Origin of the sequence: Terribacillus aidingensis (assembly GCF_900215625.1) — a bacterium.
GTDB classification, from domain to species: domain Bacteria; phylum Bacillota; class Bacilli; order Bacillales; family Amphibacillaceae; genus Terribacillus; species Terribacillus aidingensis.
Genome location: NZ_OBEK01000001.1, coordinates 976,610 through 993,343 on the forward strand (window position 1 = coordinate 976,610; position 16,734 = coordinate 993,343).

At 42.0% G+C, this 16,734-nt stretch carries 13 protein-coding genes and 1 pseudogene; 10 read left to right on the forward strand and 4 right to left on the reverse strand.

The annotated features are described in order from the left end of the window. The first annotated feature begins 3 nt into the window (after positions 1-3). From CRO17_RS04630 to eno, 6 genes are all read left to right on the forward strand, one after another. Positions 4-1,026, forward strand: coding sequence for a sugar-binding transcriptional regulator (locus CRO17_RS04630; protein ID WP_097039717.1), 1,023 nt, complete (start codon positions 4-6; stop codon positions 1,024-1,026). 35 nt (positions 1,027-1,061) lie between these two features. Next, positions 1,062-2,069: a type I glyceraldehyde-3-phosphate dehydrogenase gene (gap, locus tag CRO17_RS04635; RefSeq protein ID WP_097039719.1), complete on the forward strand. Its 1,008-nt coding sequence runs from the start codon at positions 1,062-1,064 to the stop codon at positions 2,067-2,069. Between the two features lie 396 nt (positions 2,070-2,465). Beyond that, entirely contained in the window at positions 2,466-3,647 is a 1,182-nt protein-coding gene (locus CRO17_RS04640) for a phosphoglycerate kinase (RefSeq protein WP_097039720.1), read from the forward strand. Positions 3,648-3,671: 24 nt separating this feature from the next. Next, positions 3,672-4,430: a triose-phosphate isomerase gene (tpiA, locus tag CRO17_RS04645; RefSeq protein ID WP_097039721.1), complete on the forward strand. Its 759-nt coding sequence runs from the start codon at positions 3,672-3,674 to the stop codon at positions 4,428-4,430. Further along, positions 4,427-5,965: a 2,3-bisphosphoglycerate-independent phosphoglycerate mutase gene (gpmI, locus tag CRO17_RS04650; RefSeq protein ID WP_097039722.1), complete on the forward strand. Its 1,539-nt coding sequence runs from the start codon at positions 4,427-4,429 to the stop codon at positions 5,963-5,965. Before tpiA ends, gpmI begins: the two co-directional genes overlap by 4 nt. Before the next feature lie 18 nt (positions 5,966-5,983). Further along, complete coding sequence (eno, locus tag CRO17_RS04655) at positions 5,984-7,270, forward strand: phosphopyruvate hydratase (protein WP_097039724.1); 1,287 nt, start codon at positions 5,984-5,986, stop codon at positions 7,268-7,270. Between the two features lie 71 nt (positions 7,271-7,341). Here eno and fucO read toward each other — a convergent pair whose 3' ends face one another. Next, positions 7,342-8,514 (reverse strand): lactaldehyde reductase, encoded by a 1,173-nt coding sequence (fucO, locus tag CRO17_RS04660; protein WP_097039726.1) that lies wholly within the window; start codon positions 8,512-8,514, stop codon positions 7,342-7,344. Between the two features lie 712 nt (positions 8,515-9,226). On the opposite strand from fucO, the gene CRO17_RS04665 reads away from it, so the two are divergent. Continuing rightward, a complete protein-coding gene (locus CRO17_RS04665; protein WP_143595990.1) occupies positions 9,227-9,940 on the forward strand; it encodes a 3-ketoacyl-ACP reductase in 714 nt (237 codons plus the stop codon). A 76-nt stretch (positions 9,941-10,016) separates the two neighbouring features. Here CRO17_RS04665 and CRO17_RS04670 read toward each other — a convergent pair whose 3' ends face one another. Both CRO17_RS04670 and bla read right to left on the reverse strand, forming a co-directional pair. Further along, entirely contained in the window at positions 10,017-10,274 is a 258-nt protein-coding gene (locus tag CRO17_RS04670; protein ID WP_097039731.1) for a YesK family protein, read from the reverse strand. A gap of 634 nt (positions 10,275-10,908) precedes the next feature. Further along, the gene (gene bla, locus CRO17_RS04675; protein ID WP_245864601.1) at positions 10,909-11,811 is read right to left on the reverse strand and encodes a class A beta-lactamase; all 903 of its coding nucleotides are present in this window, start codon (positions 11,809-11,811) and stop codon (positions 10,909-10,911) included. A 109-nt stretch (positions 11,812-11,920) separates the two neighbouring features. Between bla and CRO17_RS04680 the strand changes: the two genes are divergently transcribed. The 3 genes and pseudogenes from CRO17_RS04680 to CRO17_RS18005 form a co-directional block, all read left to right on the forward strand. After that, the gene (locus tag CRO17_RS04680) at positions 11,921-13,687 is read left to right on the forward strand and encodes a BlaR1 family beta-lactam sensor/signal transducer (RefSeq protein ID WP_097039733.1); all 1,767 of its coding nucleotides are present in this window, start codon (positions 11,921-11,923) and stop codon (positions 13,685-13,687) included. A 15-nt stretch (positions 13,688-13,702) separates the two neighbouring features. Then, the gene (blaI, locus tag CRO17_RS04685; protein ID WP_097040091.1) at positions 13,703-14,080 is read left to right on the forward strand and encodes a penicillinase repressor BlaI; all 378 of its coding nucleotides are present in this window, start codon (positions 13,703-13,705) and stop codon (positions 14,078-14,080) included. Positions 14,081-14,485: 405 nt separating this feature from the next. Beyond that, positions 14,486-14,680 (forward strand): annotated as a pseudogene (locus CRO17_RS18005) (IS5/IS1182 family transposase); the annotation flags it as partial. Positions 14,681-15,014: 334 nt separating this feature from the next. Here the strand turns inward: CRO17_RS18005 and ptsP are convergent. Further along, a complete protein-coding gene (gene ptsP / locus CRO17_RS04695) occupies positions 15,015-16,730 on the reverse strand; it encodes a phosphoenolpyruvate--protein phosphotransferase (RefSeq protein WP_097039737.1) in 1,716 nt (571 codons plus the stop codon). Between the last annotated feature and the right edge of the window lie 4 nt (positions 16,731-16,734).

The window sequence follows — 16,734 nt, forward strand, 5'->3', positions numbered from 1 at the left end:
GTTATGCGATCGATAATTGATCTACAAAAAAAGCTTTTCCCAGATGTTCTGACGATTATGCAGCGAAGATACGCTATCCTGCAGTTTGTCAAAACAATGGGACCGCTGGGACGTCGTACACTTGCTGAAAACATGAATCTTGCAGAACGGGTAGTAAGAGGTGAAATAGAGTTCTTACAAAGCCAAGGATTGATTTTCACTACCACAAAAGGAGTGCAGATTACCGAGGAAGGACTTGACGTTCACGAGCAATTGAAAGCTTTTATGCTCGAAGCCTCTGAAATAAGTGTTTTGGAACAGCGTGTCCGGGAAACACTAGGAATAGATAATTGTATAGTTGTCCCCGGTAATAGTGATACCCAGGATTGGGTAAAACAAGAGATGGGAAAACGCTGTGCGCAGCTTCTGGAAAAGATGCTGCATCCGAATTGTACGGTTGCAGTAACAGGAGGCACAACGATGGCAGCACTGGCAGCGGCCATGCCGCCTATTCATACAGCGGAGAATGTGATGTTCGTACCTGCACGCGGAGGTATTGGCGAGCAGGTGGAAAACGAAGCGAACACGATTTGTGCTGCAATGGCGAAACGTGCTAAAAGTCAGTACCGTCTGCTGTATGTTCCTGATCCAATCGGGGAAGAATCTTATCAGACAATTATCGAGGAACCTTCCGTTAAGGAAGTCCTGTCCATCATCAACCGTTCAGACATAGTCATTCACGGTATCGGTGACGCCATGACGATGGCGAAACGGAGACGAACGCCTGAGCCGCTTGTTGAGCAATTTAAGAGCGGTGTCGCAGTGAGTGAGGCATTTGGTTATTACTTTGATGCTGAGGGGAATGTTGTTCATCGTGTACGCACGGTTGGATTGCAGCTGGAGGATTTAGATAAAGCAGAAAGTGTAATAGCTATTGCAGGCGGTGCCTCGAAAGCTCGTGCAATTGCTTCCTATTTCAAACTAGGACGAAATAACATTCTAGTAACGGATGAGGCGGCAGCGAACCAGTTAATAAAGGGAGAATAACCCTTTAATTTAGGTATAACAAGGAGGAAATTTTCATGACAGTAAAAATTGGTATTAACGGTTTTGGACGTATCGGACGTAACGTATTCCGTCAATCACTAGCGAACGACGAAGCAGAGGTAGTTGCAATCAACGACCTTACAGATGCGAATATGCTTGCCCATTTGTTAAAGTATGATTCTGTACACGGTATCCTTGATGCAGAAGTATCTGTTAACGGCTCTAACTTAGTTGTTAACGGCAAAGAGATCAAAGTTCTTTCTGAGCGCGATCCTGCTAACCTTGGCTGGGGAGATCTTGGTGTAGAAGTAGTAGTAGAATCTACTGGTATTTTCACAAATGGTGTAGATGCGAAGAAACACGTTGAAGCAGGAGCGAAAAAAGTTATCATCTCTGCACCAGCTAAAGGTGAAGACCTTACTGTCGTAATGGGTGTTAACGAAGACAGCTACGATCCAGCTGAACACACAGTACTTTCTAACGCTTCTTGTACAACTAACTGCTTGGCGCCGGTTGCAAAAGTACTTCATGATGCATTCGGACTTAAACGCGGTCTTGTTACAACAGTTCACGCGTTCACAAACGATCAGCAAATTCTTGACTTGCCGCACAAAGACTACCGTCGTGCGCGTGCAGCAGCAGAAAACATCATTCCGACAACTACAGGTGCTGCAAAAGCAGTTTCTCTAGTATTGCCTGAACTTAAAGGTAAATTGAATGGTATGGCAATGCGTGTACCAGTTAAAGATGCTTCTCTTATCGATTTGGTTGCTGAATTCGACCAAAACGTAACTGCAGAACAAGTAAATGCTGCACTTAAAGAAGCTGCGGAAGGCGAACTTAGCCACGTACTTGGCTACTCTGAAGAGCCGCTTGTATCTTCCGACTACATCGGAAACAGAAACTCTTCTACAGTAGACGCACTTTCTACAATGGTATTAGAAGACAACATGGTGAAAGTTGTATCTTGGTACGATAACGAAATGGGTTACTCCACTCGTTGTGTAGACTTGGCTGTATTCTTGAAAAGCAAAGGCATCTAATTAAGGAATGGTAAAAGGGAGGGAGGCGCACCTCCCTCCCTTTTGGCCTATGCCTGTTCTTTTGTGTTTTTTTCAAATGAGAGGCTGAAGGAAACCGTTTAGAAACGGAAGGATAAGGGAGAGGCCGTAAAGGAGTGTTAGCCTTGACGGGCGATTGCTTATCTGCAATTTCCGGAGCTAGACCTAATGAAAGGCAGAAGAAACCATTTGAAAAATGGAGATAAGGAAGAGGTCGTAAAGGGTTGTGTTAGCCTTGAGGGGCAATTGCTTATTATATCATTTCTGGTTTCTGAATCATGCTGATCATTAGTATGCCAATGCAAGGAACAAGCCTGCCAATGGGGAATACATACAAAGAACAGATACATAGGTACTAGTTATTCGAGGAGGCGTAGTATGAACAAGAAATCTATCCGCGATATCGACGTAGCCGGCAAAAGGGTTTTCTGCCGCGTGGATTTCAATGTACCAATGGAAAATGGCGCAGTAACTGATGATACACGGATTAAGGCTGCCCTTCCGACAATTAAGCATCTTGTCGAAAAAGGTGCGAAAGTAATTCTTGCCAGCCACCTTGGCCGTCCGAAAGGCGAAGCGAAGGATGAATTGCGTCTGGATCCAGTAGCACAGCGTCTTAGCGACCTTCTAGACAAAGAAGTTAGCAAAACAGACCACGTGCATGGCAAAGAAGTAGAGGAAGCAATTGCTGATTTAGCTGATGGGGAAGTTCTTCTTATTGAAAACGTCCGCTTTGAGCCTGGCGAAGAGAAGAATGACCCAGAACTTGCTAAAGCATTTGCATCCATGGCGGATGTATATGTGAATGACGCATTCGGTGCTGCACACCGTGCCCATGCATCTACTGAAGGCGTAGCAAAGCATTTGCCAGCTGTAGCAGGTTTACTGCTTGAGCGTGAGCTGGAGGTTCTTGGTAAGTCACTATCTGATCCGGAACGTCCGTTCACAGCTATTATTGGCGGAGCGAAAGTAAAAGATAAGATTGGTGTCATCGACAACTTGCTTGATAAAGTTGATAACTTAATTATCGGCGGCGGTCTTGCTTATACATTCGTAAAAGCGCAAGGCTATGAAATTGGCAAATCCTTGTTAGAAGAAGATAAAATTGACTTGGCAAAGGAATTCATGCAAAAGGCGAAAGATAAAGGTGTCAACATGGTGATGCCTGTGGATGTCATTGTAGCAGATGATTTTTCCGAAGATGCCAATAAAAAAGAAGTAGCGATTGATGCGATCCCAGCTGACTGGGAAGCACTTGATATTGGACCAAAAACAAGGGGAAAATATCAGCAAATCGTGAAAGAATCTAAATTGATTATCTGGAACGGACCTATGGGTGTGTTTGAATTGAACGCATTTGCTGGCGGTACAAAAGCAGTCGGTGAAGCATTAGCCGAAGGGGAAGGCTTCTCCATCATTGGCGGCGGTGACTCCGCAGCAGCAGTAGAGAAGTTCGGTCTTGCTGACAAGATGGATCATATTTCAACTGGCGGCGGTGCCAGCCTGGAGTTCATGGAAGGTAAAGAACTCCCAGGTGTAGCTGCATTAAACGACAAATAAATCAGACGAAGGGATGGGAAACAAATGCGTAAAAACGTAATCGCAGGAAACTGGAAAATGAATAAAACACTTTCTGAAGCAGAGGATTTCATCGAAGCAACGAAAACGAAAATTCCATCCAGTGACAAAGCGGAAGCAATTGTTTGTGCACCAGCTTTGTACTTGACTGAGCTAGTGAAACGTACGGAAGGAACAGATTTAAAAATCGCAGCTCAAACAATGCATTATGAAGAAAACGGCGCTTTTACAGGTGAAATCAGCCCCGCTGCACTAAAAAGCGTTGGCGTTGAATATGCTGTAATCGGTCACTCTGAGCGTCGTGAATACTACAATGAGACAGATGAAACTGTAAACAAAAAAACGCACGCTGCTTTCAAGTATGGTATTACACCAATCGTCTGCATCGGTGAAACGCTTGAAGAGCGTGAAGCTGATAAAACAAATGAAGTTGTTGGCGGTCAAGTAGAGAAAGCTTTGGAAGGTCTTTCTGCTGATCAAGTAAGCAATCTTATTCTCGCTTATGAGCCAGTATGGGCAATTGGTACAGGCAAAACAGCAACAGCACAGCAAGCAAATGAAGTTTGTGCGTTTATCCGCAATGTAGTAAAAGAGAAAGTATCTGCAGAAGCAGCTGAAGGTGTACGCATCCAATACGGGGGAAGCGTGAAGCCAGCAAATGTGGATGAATTACTTTCTGAATCTGATATCGACGGTGCTCTAGTCGGCGGTGCAAGCCTGGAAGCAGATTCCTTCCTAGCGCTTGTGGAGGCTGGTTCAAAATGAGTCAGGACAAACTAGCAGCCCTTATTATACTTGACGGATTTGGTATCCGTGATGAAGAAAAGGGAAATGCAGTGAAGCATGCCAAGAAGCCTAACTTTGACCGTTACTGGAACAAGTACCCGCATAACCAATTGGAAGCTTGCGGAGAGGCTGTAGGCTTGCCTGAAGGACAAATGGGAAACTCCGAGGTAGGGCATTTGAACATTGGTGCTGGCCGCATCGTGTATCAAAGTCTGACTCGCGTGAACAAATCCATTAAAGAAGGCGACTTCTATGATAACGATGTGCTTGTGAATGCTGTCCGTCATGCGAAAAAGAATGACAAGAGTCTGCACCTCTTCGGTCTTTTATCCAATGGGGGCGTACACAGTCATATCGAGCATTTGTTTGCACTATTAGAACTTGCGAAAAAGCATGACTTGGAGAAAGTTTATATTCATGGTTTCCTTGATGGCCGTGACGTTGGTCAGCGCAGCGCAAAAGAATTTATTGATCAAACAGACGAGAAGATGAAAGAACTGGGCGTTGGTAAGATTGCGACACTTACAGGCCGCTATTATTCTATGGACCGTGACAAACGCTGGGATCGTGTGAAAAAAGCATACGATGCAATGGTTTATGGAGAAGGACCTGCTTACAGCAATCCTTATGATGTTATTGAAGATTCTTATAAAAATGAAATCTACGATGAATTCGTGCTGCCATCTGTCATTACAGAGGAGAACGGGGAGCCGGTAGCGAAAATAGAAGATGATGACGCGATCATCTTTTACAACTTCCGTCCGGATCGCGCTATCCAGATTTCACGGACATTCGCAAATAAAGATTTCCGTGACTTTGACCGCGGCGAACATCCGCCGACAATCAATCAGTTTGTCTGCATGACGAACTTCAGTGAAACAGTAGACGGCGATGTAGCTTACAAACCGGTCAACCTAGACAACACGGTTGGGGAAGTGCTTTCCCAAAACAACATCAAACAGCTGCGAATTGCAGAAACAGAAAAGTTTCCGCATGTCACGTTCTTTATGAGCGGCGGCCGCGAAGAAGAGTTCCCTGGTGAGGATCGCATCTTAATTGACAGCCCGAAAGTGGCGACATACGATTTACAGCCTGAAATGAGTGCTTATGAAGTGACGGACGCGTTGCTTGATGACTTGGATCAGGACAAACACCAGGCCATTATTTTGAACTTCGCTAATCCGGATATGGTTGGACATTCCGGTATGCTGGAGCCGACTGTGAAAGCAATTGAAGCAGTAGACGAGTGCCTCGGCAAGATTGTTGACAAAATTATTGAAAAAGGCGGTCACGCCATCATCACAGCAGACCACGGTAACTCTGATGAAGTGGTGACGATGGATGATAAAGCAATGACAGCCCACACAACGAACCCTGTACCAGTTATTGTGACAAAAGAAGGCGCAGAACTCCGCAGCGGCGGTATTCTAGCTGATTTGTCTCCAACATTGCTTGATCTTCTAGATGTAAAGAAACCAGAAGAAATGACTGGAAGCAGCTTAATTAAAAAATAAGAGGAGAGAATAAAAATAATGCCATACATTACTGACGTATATGCACGCGAAGTCCTTGACTCCCGCGGTAACCCTACAGTTGAAGTAGAAGTATTAACAGAATCCGGAGCATTCGGTTCTGCAATCGTACCAAGTGGTGCTTCCACTGGTGAATACGAAGCAGTTGAGCTTCGTGACGGTGACAAAGATCGTTACCTAGGCAAAGGTGTTCAAACAGCTGTTGCCAATGTAAACGAAAAAATCGCACCAGAATTGATCGGTATCGATGTAACACGCCAAGTAATCATCGACCAGCTTTTAATTGATCTTGACGGTACAGATAACAAAGGTAAGTTCGGCGCTAACGCTATTCTTGGTGTATCTATGGCAGTAGCACATGCTGCAGCAGATCACCTTGGTGTACCGCTTTACACATACCTTGGCGGTTTCAATGCAAAAACGCTTCCAACGCCAATGATGAACATTTTAAATGGCGGAGAGCATGCGGATAACAACGTTGATATCCAAGAATTCATGATCATGCCTGTAGGAGCTCCTACTTTCAAAGAAGCACTTCGCATGGGTGCGGAAATCTTCCACAGCCTGAAAAAAGTACTTAGCGGCAAAGGCTTGAACACTGGTGTAGGTGATGAAGGTGGTTTCGCACCGAACCTTTCTTCTAACGAAGAAGCACTAGAAACAATTGTAGAAGCGATTAAAGCAGCTGGCTACAAACCAGGCGAAGAAGTAAAACTAGCAATGGACGTTGCGTCTTCTGAGTTCTACGAAGATGGCAAATACAACCTAAAAGGTGAAGGTGTTGTCCGCACATCTGAAGAAATGGTTAACTGGTATGAAGAAATGACAAACAAATACCCAATCATCTCTATCGAAGATGGCTTGGATGAAAACGACTGGGAAGGTCACAAGCTATTGACTGACCGCCTTGGCGACAAAGTACAGCTTGTTGGTGACGACTTGTTCGTTACAAACACAGTACGCTTGAAACAAGGGATTGAGCAAGGTGTTGGCAACTCTATCCTTGTTAAAGTAAACCAAATCGGTACACTAACAGAAACATTTGACGCAATCGAAATGGCTAAACGCGCTGGCTACACAGCTGTTATCTCTCACCGTTCTGGTGAATCTGAAGATGCAACAATCGCTGACATCGCTGTAGCAACAAACGCTGGCCAAATTAAAACTGGTGCACCATCCCGTACAGACCGCGTTGCGAAATACAACCAGCTTCTTCGTATCGAAGACGAGTTGAAAGCATCCGGTATCTACGGCGGACTAGCATCTTTCTATAACTTGGATAAATAATTGGCAAAAAAGGATGAGCATTTGGCTCATCCTTTTTTATTTGTATGGTTGGCTAGAAAGCCAGTAAAGAGTTATTGTTTTTGTATAGGAAGCGAATAGGCGGTCTTGTATATTTCAAGAATTAACTCTTTTGTGCATGGACGCGGATTGCCTCCTGTACATACATCAGCCATAGCAGCATCTGCTAAAGCATCGAGATCCTCTTCTTTTACACCGATTTCGTCCAATGTTTGAGGAATGTTAAGGTCAATAGACAGTTTGCGTACAGCATCAATAGCTGCCGTACGGTATTCGTCTTGCGTCATATCATCAACACCTTCAATTCCCATTGCACGCGCAATTTCTTTAAACTTTTCACCAGTATAATCTTTGTTGAATTCCATGACGTATGGAAGCAGCACAGCATTGGCAATACCATGTGGTGTATTATAGAATGCACCTAATGGGTGAGCCATACCGTGCACAACACCAAGTCCTACGTTGGAAAAGGCCATTCCTGTTACATATTGACCAAGTGCCATATCTTCACGTCCCTTGGGATCGTTGTTCACCGCATCTCGAAGGGAACGAGAAACTAATTCAATCGCTTTTAGATTCAGCGTATCCGCAAGCTCCCACGCTGCAAGTGTTGTGTATCCCTCGATTGCGTGCGTTAGTGCATCCATACCAGTAGCTGCAGACAAGCCATGGGGCATCGAGGACATCATATTAGGATCAACAACAGCAACGATTGGTATATCATGTGGATCCACGCAAACAAATTTACGACGTTTCTCTTCATCTGTAATCACATAGTTAATAGTAGTTTCAGCTGCTGTACCTGCAGTTGTGGCTACAGCAATCATAGGAACTGCTTTGTTCTTAGTAGGAGCTGTCCCTTCCAAAGAAACCACATCTGCAAACTCCGGGTTATTAATAATAATACCAATACCTTTACCGGTATCTTGAGGTGAACCTCCGCCAATAGCGATAATATAATCAGCAGCGGCATTATTGAAGGCTTCCACGCCAGCTTTTACGATAGCAACACTTGGATTCGCTTTCACTTGGTCAAAGATCTCATATGAGAGATTAGCGTTATCTAGTAGATCCGTTACCTTTTTTACAACACCAAACTTTACCAGATCAGCGTCAGTCACAATTAAAGCCTTTTGAAATCTGCGATTATTTACTTCATTGACGATTTCATTAATAGCTCCAGCACCATGGTAACTAGTTTCATTCAAGATAAAACGATAAGCCATTCTATGACCTCCATTAAATTTTTATTAAATGGTTACTGCCGCTCCATTGCTTTGTATAGCTGTGTGTATTAGCCTCTCGAATTTCCTTTTCTAAAGAAGTTTCAATAGCTTTACATGTTAAGTGGGGAATAATTTGCGGGAGACCGTTATTCTTGCTGAAGGTGTCGAGGAACAATTTGAAACCGCTATCATTTTAAGGATGCGTTTGTTTTATTACCTGCTTCTTCACTTAGATACTTACATTAGGTCTCAGGTAACTCTAAAGGACTTGCATACCTATCAATCTCAATTATTCAATTGCTAAAGTGAGATTCACCACCTTTGCTCTTATTGCTAAACATCATGTCATCAGATGACTTGTGTTCACCATAATGTCATTTAAGCACCTATTCCATATATTTGTCAATTTAATTAATCGTTTTTTGTAAAAATAAAACATTTGAATTATATGCACTAGGGGGAGATAATTTTATAGTACAATTTATTTGGTAGAATAATTGGGGAAGGAACATCCTATAGGGACACCGTAGTGAAGATGACAGGCATACCTTTGGTGCTTTAACTAAAAAAATAAATGTGGAAGAGAACCCGCAATTCTGGTAACACTAGTAACAAGATCTAAACAATAGTAATTAATAGTGAGCAAATAGCTTGTTGAATTAGGAAGACCTTGTTACTATAAATCAGATTCATTAAGGGAGGAATACATAATATGGCACAATCATTACAAGGTAAAAAAGTAATCATCACAGGCGGAGGCCGCGGTATTGGACGCGCGGTTGCAACGGCTTTAGCTGCTGAAGGTGTCCATGTAGGCTTGATCGGACGCACAGAAGAAAACGTGAAAACAGTAGCAGATTCTCTCCAAGAGGTGAAGACTGCATATGCTGCGGCAGATGTTTCTAGTCTGGAAGATGTAACAGCAGCAATCACGAAGGTGAAAGAAGAGCTGGGCGGTGTTGATATCTTAATCAACAATGCCGGTATTGCAAAATTCGGCGGCTTTATGGATCTCGACCCTGCTGAGTGGAAACAAATGATTGATGTTAACTTGATGGGAGTTTACAACGCTACACGCGCTGTGCTGCCAGACTTGATTGAGCAAAAATCAGGCGACATCATTAACATCTCTTCTACAGCAGGACAAAAAGGAGCGCCGGCTACAAGTGCTTATAGCGCATCTAAATTCGGCGTACTAGGATTGACAGAATCATTAGCAATGGAAGTTCGTAAGCATAACATCCGTGTTACTGCGCTGACTCCAAGTACGGTAGCAACCGATATGGCAGTCGAAAACAAGCTGACTGACGGCAACCCGGAAAAAGTCATGCAGCCAGAAGATATCGCAGAATTTATCGTAGCACAGCTGAAATTAAACAGCCGTACATTCATTAAATCTGCAGGTCTTTGGTCTACGAATCCGTAAACAAAATCGTATAATAAAAATGGTAAGGGTAATTCTCCTAAACGAATATATGGAGAATTACCCTTTTTTTACATCATCATTTACTTCGTATGTAGCCGATAACCCCTAATACAATCAAAGAGATTGCAGAAGCGATAAAGACGGAAATACTTATAATACTTAAGCTCATACCTGTCCATCGACCGATGTTAAAGCTAACTATCAGAATAACAACGCCTATCAATAAAAAGATACATGGAACTAAAAACATGATTGCAACCTTGCCTTTAAATAATAATGAAACGCCAATAATAATCAGTGTAAGGATGATGACCATAAGCCAAAATTGTACCATTATCTTCTCCTTTTTGTTAGACCCATTCTTAATCAAATATGAAGCATGAAGCGGCTTAAAACATATTTAATGTCATTGCTAAGAGAGCTGATGATAGGGCCGCTATACTGCCTTGGGCAAGAAACAGCTTAAAAGATTGAGACAGAAATTTAGCTTCAGCTTTTTCGAAATCGTTGTGCAGGCGCTACCGAACCGAAAACGATTATAATTGCGGATATGGTGCTCACTGTTCCACGACCTTTACTATATTAACTTAGATAAATAACTCTGCGGCAAAGTTGTTGTTTGCAACAGGTTAGCCGAAAGAAGAAGCGACTTTTAAAGTTAAGATTTCCAGCAATGGTTTTAGTATGCCATACTTTGACATATTGGTAAATGATGTATGAAATGAATGCTTCTACATGCAACATTTCACGAAGAATAAACAGTGATTTTTCGAGAGGTTTCCGTATACTTGTTGCTCTAGTTTAACTTTCCTACAACACAAATTTGCCGTGCTCTATAACTAAGTTTTGATGTAAAAAATCCAAACGGTGCTGCTATATATGCAGTACTGTTTGGATCTTTTAATATAGCTCAACAGAAATCTTCGGGCATATCAAGAAGTAAACTTGAAGAACAAAACGAAGATATTTTATTCATTCTCAGAAAGCAGCGTGATAACTTCTTCAGCAGCTTTGGAAATCAAGGCATCATCGTATTCTGCACCTGCTTTATCACGACTGGACATAATAGACAATACAATTGGTTCTTTGTCAGGTGGCCATAGAATGGCAATATCGTTTCTAATACCATTGGATCCAGCACCGGATTTGTCCCCGACTTCCCAATCTGAAGGTACGCCAGCTCGAATCAAGGTGTCACCAGTTGTATTGCCTTTTAACCACTTGATAAGTAATTGTCGTTTTTCAGATGATAGGTGGTCTTCTAACGTAAAAGCTCGCAGGCTTTCTGTCATAGCCTTTGGTGTGCTAGTATCTTGAATTTGATTAGGCTCTACATGATTTAATTCCGGCTCGATTCTTGAAGAGTCTGTTACCTGGTCGCCGACAGCTCGTAATCCTTGTTCAAATCCTTCAGGCCCGCCTATTTCAGCAAAGATTAAATTCGCAGCTGCATTATCGCTATAACTAATAGAAGCTTCACTTAACTCTTTTAGCGTCATTTGCGTATTCACGTTTTTTTCAGTAATCGGATTGTAGTTGACAAGGTCATCGCTTGTAATTGAGATTTTCTTATTAAGATTTTCAACAGAATTTTGAAGCAATAAAACACCAACTGATAAAGCTTTATGAGTGGAAGCAAAACCAAATCGTTCATCTTCTCGGTAAGCTATTGTTTCCCCGGAGCCCGTATCAATTGCAAAAATGCCAAGGCGTGCATCATAGGTTTCTTCCAATTGGCTAAATGCGTCTGTATTTACTTCTGGATCTTGGTTAGCTGTCATTGATGCATCATCAAATCTGGAGCTGCTGGAACAACCAGCCAGAATACAAAAGATGAAAAATGCATTCGCTATGTAGCATAAAGTTTTCAATAGTAAACCCCTTCCTATTTAGATTACATTTGTAATCGATATTACACTTGTAATCTTAAGCTGTCAATTGTAAAATGCAATAGAATAGATTGGTAGGGGGGAAGAGAGAGTGACTTTTGCTGAATTGCTGCTAGTGATGATTTTATCTTCTGCAACCATAGGTATTATTCTATTTATCAGACGTTTTCTGGCTGGACAGTTGGCACCGGCTTGGCGATATTATTTATGGTTTTTTCTGTTAGGAACTCTAATGCTGCCTTTCTTTCCATTTAAGCAATTTAGTATGAAGCACTCTTTATCAATTCATCATGGTCACAAGGTGAATATTGTAAGTAATTCAGTTTCAACTGATACTCATCATACTGGGTGGATGAATAACTTTGGCACTTCGGTTGCACGTATAAATATCCCTCTATTAGATGAGCTGACGAAGGCTGTCTGGATAACTGGGGTTGTTATCGGATTAATTGTGCTTTTATTAACACAGTTAAGACTAATGCTCTTAATAAACCGAGCAAAACCCGTTCATGATAAAGAAATAAATGAGATCTTTCTAACATGCAAAACGCAGCTCTCCATTCGAAAAAAAATTAAGCTAAAGCAGTCTGCAGCAGTTACTTCACCATTTATTTGTGGTTTTTTTAATACGTATCTGATTCTTCCGGCAGCAACTGAAAAAGGAAGTTCATTAACAAATATCAAAAATGTTACGCTTCATGAATTACATCATTATAAAAGCCGACATGTGCACTGGAATTATTTCTTTTTATTTGCAACTGTATTACATTGGTTCAATCCGTTTGTATGGTATGCGCTGAAGGAAATGCGATTAGACCGTGAGATTGCTTGTGATGCGGCTGTTATGCGTTCCTTGGGAAATAGGGAAGAGAAGAATTTAGATTATGGCAGGACTATATTGCACTATGCAGAAAGATTAAAGCAGCCACAGCCCGACCAAATAATTAATTCAATTAGAAGTTCAAAACGCCACTTGAAGAAACGAATATTCCATATAACCTGTGGAATTCAATATGCAAAAAATCTCATTTGGAAGACTGTAGTCATATTTATAGTCTTAGGCATTGTTATAGCCTCACAAATTCCTGTATTTAGTGCAGCATCTTCTTCAGGTGAGCAGTATAATATTGATGGGAAAAACGTAGCAGAAGAAGATTTGAACAGATTTTTTAACAGCGAGCGCAGCACTTTTGTTTTGTATAGTATGAAGGCTGATAAATATTATATACACAATAAGAAACAGAGCATGCAAAGAGTTTCTCCTAATTCAACGTATAAAATATTTAGTGCTTTAATAGCTCTGGAAGCAGGTGTTATCCAGCCAACTGCTACGGATGTGGAATGGGACGGAAGCAATTATGCGTATAAGACATGGAATCAAAATCAAAATTTGCAATCGGCAATGAAGAATTCAGTAACATGGTACTTTCAATATCTGGATCAACAGGTTGGGAAAAAGACTATACAAGATATGCTAGAGAAATACCGTTATGGAAACATGGATACATCTGCTAAAAACTTTTGGCTAGAATCATCATTAAAGATAGCTCCATTTGAACAAGTAGAATTATTGCGTGACTTTAACAAGAATAGTTTTGGCGTGAAGCCTGCGTACAGGAAAGCAGTCAAAGCTTCTATGATGTTAGAGAAGAAGGGTGATGCTGTTCTTTATGGGAAAACGGGAACGGGTATTGTTAATGGGAAGGCATTGAATGGATGGTTTATTGGTTTTGTAGAAACAAAATCAGACACTTATTATTTTGCAATGAACCTGAGAAATGGAAATGGAAATGCAACTGGTAGTAACGCCGCTAAAATTACATTGAGAATACTGGAAGAGAAACAGATTTATAAATAAGAGAGAGTGTTGATGATGGCAAAAGAAGTACCTAATATAGCCGAATCAGAGTGGGAAATAATGAAAATACTTTGGGAGAATTCTCCGAGGACCGCGAATGAGGTTGTATCTGCTCTTCAGGGCAAAGCAGATTGGAAGCCGAAGACAATTCGTACACTGCTGGATCGACTCATGAAAAAAAAGGTTGTTGGTGTAAATAAAGAACAGCGAGTATACACCTTCTATCCACTATATGCGGAGGACGAATGTCAGCGTGCTGAAGCCAAGTCTTTTCTTAAACGAATCTATGGTGGAACATTGAAATCCATGTTAGTTCAGTTTATTGAAGATGATGCTTTATCAGAAAAAGATATGAACGAAATTCGTCAGATGCTGGATAAGAAAAGTAAATAAGGAAAGAACAGCTCTCCCATGCTGGGAGGCCACTGAAAAAGTCCAAACCCTCATTTTTTTTCATGTATAATGGAGGCAACAATTTTTAGTGGTGGTGGTACTCTGATCAACAGTCGCTTCATCTTAGCCTCTTTATGGCAATATTATGGAGTTAGCTCTGGAAAAGAAGCTTATTGCGAGTCATTCCATCATCGGTGATGCCCCTCATACAATAGCGCGCTTTAACCAGAAATAACCGGTTGAATTTCTGAGGGGAAATTCTAAGCTGTTGCGTAAAACTGTTTACCAAGTGGATGAGCGTATGAAAGAAAAATTCCCTTCTAAAGCGTTACAGAGGATTTAGCTGATGAGCTTCAGTACAATAAGCAATTTATTCACGTGTTGGACCAAGACCAAGCTGTATCCAACTATCCAAAAGTGAAAGAAAAGCTTAATTACTTAAAAGAAATGGTGGAAGATCATGAAGAAAACCTTCCTCCTTCTGCGGATCCTGACGCCCGAAAAGGGCATAAATCGGCTGACACTTCTTTCTTTGGATATAAGACACACATAGCTATGAGTGATGAAAGAATTATCACAGCTGCAATTGTCACTTCTGGGAGCATAAAGAACAGACAGCTTTTCAGGAAAGTGCTGAATTTCGTGAAAAAGCAAAAGAACGATACAAAATTGAAGCGAAAAATAGTGAACTAAAGCACAGACACGGGTATGATGTGGCATCGTTCGCATGGAGATGCAAGGAGCAATGGGCATATTCACAGTGAATTTAAAACGAATTATGAAATTAATGGATGAATCAAAGGAGTAAAATCATTGAGAAAAGGTGTCTGCCCGCTCAATTTTGAACGGGCAGACACCTTTTTTTGTTTTATTGACATCCTAAAAAACTAAAGCGTTAGTTTTTCAGTGGCCTCCATGCTGGAGAGCTGTTTTTTTACTGTCCAGTTCTCTGACGAACAAGCTTTTCTACTTCATCAGCTGTGCTTAGCGTTAGTGCTTCTTGGCTTAGCTGCTGCATGTCTGCTTTAGACAGTTTTGTAATTTGTGTTCTTGCTGGCAGGATGCTTGTTGCGCTCATGCTGAATTCATCAAGGCCAAGGCCGAGAAGAAGCGGGATCGCAATTTCATCGCCGGCCATTTCGCCGCACATGCCTGCCCATTTGCCTTCAGCATGTGCCGCTTCAATAACGTTGTGCACAAGGTTAAGGATTGCTGGGTGGTATGGCTGGTAAAGATAGCTTACGCGTTCGTTCATGCGGTCTGCTGCCATTGTGTATTGAATTAGATCATTTGTACCAACGCTGAAGAAATCAACTTCTTTTGCAAATTGTTTTGCAGCAACTGCAGTAGAAGGAATTTCAACCATGATGCCGATCTCAATATCATCTGAAACAGATACACCGTCAGCTGTAAGCTTGTCTTTTTCTTCAAGAAGAATTGCTTTTGCCTGGCGGAATTCCTCCAACGTAGCAATCATCGGGAACATAATTTTCAGATTACCGTATACGCTTGCACGCAAGAGAGCACGAAGCTGTACGCGGAAGATATCATCGCGTTCCAGGCATAGGCGGATTGCACGGAAACCTAGGAACGGGTTTAGTTCTTTCGGAAGCTGCAAGTAGCTTAGCTCTTTGTCGCCGCCGATATCCAATGTACGTACGACAACTGGTTTGTCGCCCATTTGTTCAAGAACTGCTTTATAAGACTCGAACTGTTCGTCTTCGCTAGGAAGCTCGCTCTTGCCCATGTATAGGAATTCGGTACGGTAAAGACCAACACCTTCGCCGCCATTGTTCAGTACGCCAGTAACGTCTTCTGGTGTACCGATATTTGCTACAAGCTCTACATGTACGTTGTCCGTTGTGACAGTAGGCTCATCTTTCAGCTTCGCCCATTCTTGCTTTTGCTGTTCGAAAGCTTCTTGTCTTGCTCTGTATGCAGCTAGCTCGTCTTCTGAAGGATTGATAATAACAGTACCTTCTATACCGTCAACGATAATCATACTATCTTTACCAGCAGAGCTTGTGATGGATTTAGTACCGACTACAGCAGGAATCTCTAGAGATCGAGCCATAATAGCGGAGTGAGAAGTACGGCCGCCGATATCAGTTGTAAACCCTTTCACAAATTGCTTGTTTAGCTGCGCTGTATCAGAAGGAGTAAGGTCCTCTGCAATAATGATAACTTCTTCATCTATAAGTGCTGGGTCAGGGAAGGACACTTGAAGTAAATGTGCCATCACACGCTTCGTAACATCTTGGATGTCAGCTGCGCGTTCTTTCATATATTCATTATCCATGCTGCGGAACATGTCGATGAACATTGTCGCTGTCTCGTCAAGAGCAGCTTCTGCATTCAGTTTATTGCTGCGAATGTTATCTTTGATTGGATTAACCAGTTCTGGATCTGCCAAAACAAGCAAATGAGCCGAGAAAATCTCAGCATGCTCATCGCCAAGTGACACACGAGCATTTTCACGGATTTTCTCCAGCTCTTGCTTGCTGATGTCTAAGGCAGCATCCAAACGGCTGATCTCTTCTTCTGCATTCGCAACTGTCGTCTTTTCGAAGGAGAGGTCTGGTACAGCCAAATGGTACGCTTTTGCAATTGCAATACCATTTGAAGCTGCGATCCCGTTTATCATGCTCATTGGA

Bases quoted from the DNA above. Each gene is read 5' to 3' on its own strand.
- eno (WP_097039724.1), top strand. From the start codon at position 5,984: ATGCCATACATTACTGACGTATATGCACGCGAAGTCCTTGACTCCCGC.
- ptsP (WP_097039737.1), bottom strand. From the start codon at position 16,730: ATGAGCATGATAAACGGGATCGCAGCTTCAAATGGTATTGCAATTGCA.
- CRO17_RS04670 (WP_097039731.1), bottom strand. From the start codon at position 10,274: ATGGTACAATTTTGGCTTATGGTCATCATCCTTACACTGATTATTATT.
- blaI (WP_097040091.1), top strand. From the start codon at position 13,703: ATGGCAAAAGAAGTACCTAATATAGCCGAATCAGAGTGGGAAATAATG.
- gpmI (WP_097039722.1), top strand. From the start codon at position 4,427: ATGAGTCAGGACAAACTAGCAGCCCTTATTATACTTGACGGATTTGGT.
- CRO17_RS04630 (WP_097039717.1), top strand. From the start codon at position 4: ATGCGATCGATAATTGATCTACAAAAAAAGCTTTTCCCAGATGTTCTG.
- fucO (WP_097039726.1), bottom strand. From the start codon at position 8,514: ATGGCTTATCGTTTTATCTTGAATGAAACTAGTTACCATGGTGCTGGA.
- CRO17_RS04640 (WP_097039720.1), top strand. From the start codon at position 2,466: ATGAACAAGAAATCTATCCGCGATATCGACGTAGCCGGCAAAAGGGTT.
- tpiA (WP_097039721.1), top strand. From the start codon at position 3,672: ATGCGTAAAAACGTAATCGCAGGAAACTGGAAAATGAATAAAACACTT.
- CRO17_RS04665 (WP_143595990.1), top strand. From the start codon at position 9,227: ATGGCACAATCATTACAAGGTAAAAAAGTAATCATCACAGGCGGAGGC.
- gap (WP_097039719.1), top strand. From the start codon at position 1,062: ATGACAGTAAAAATTGGTATTAACGGTTTTGGACGTATCGGACGTAAC.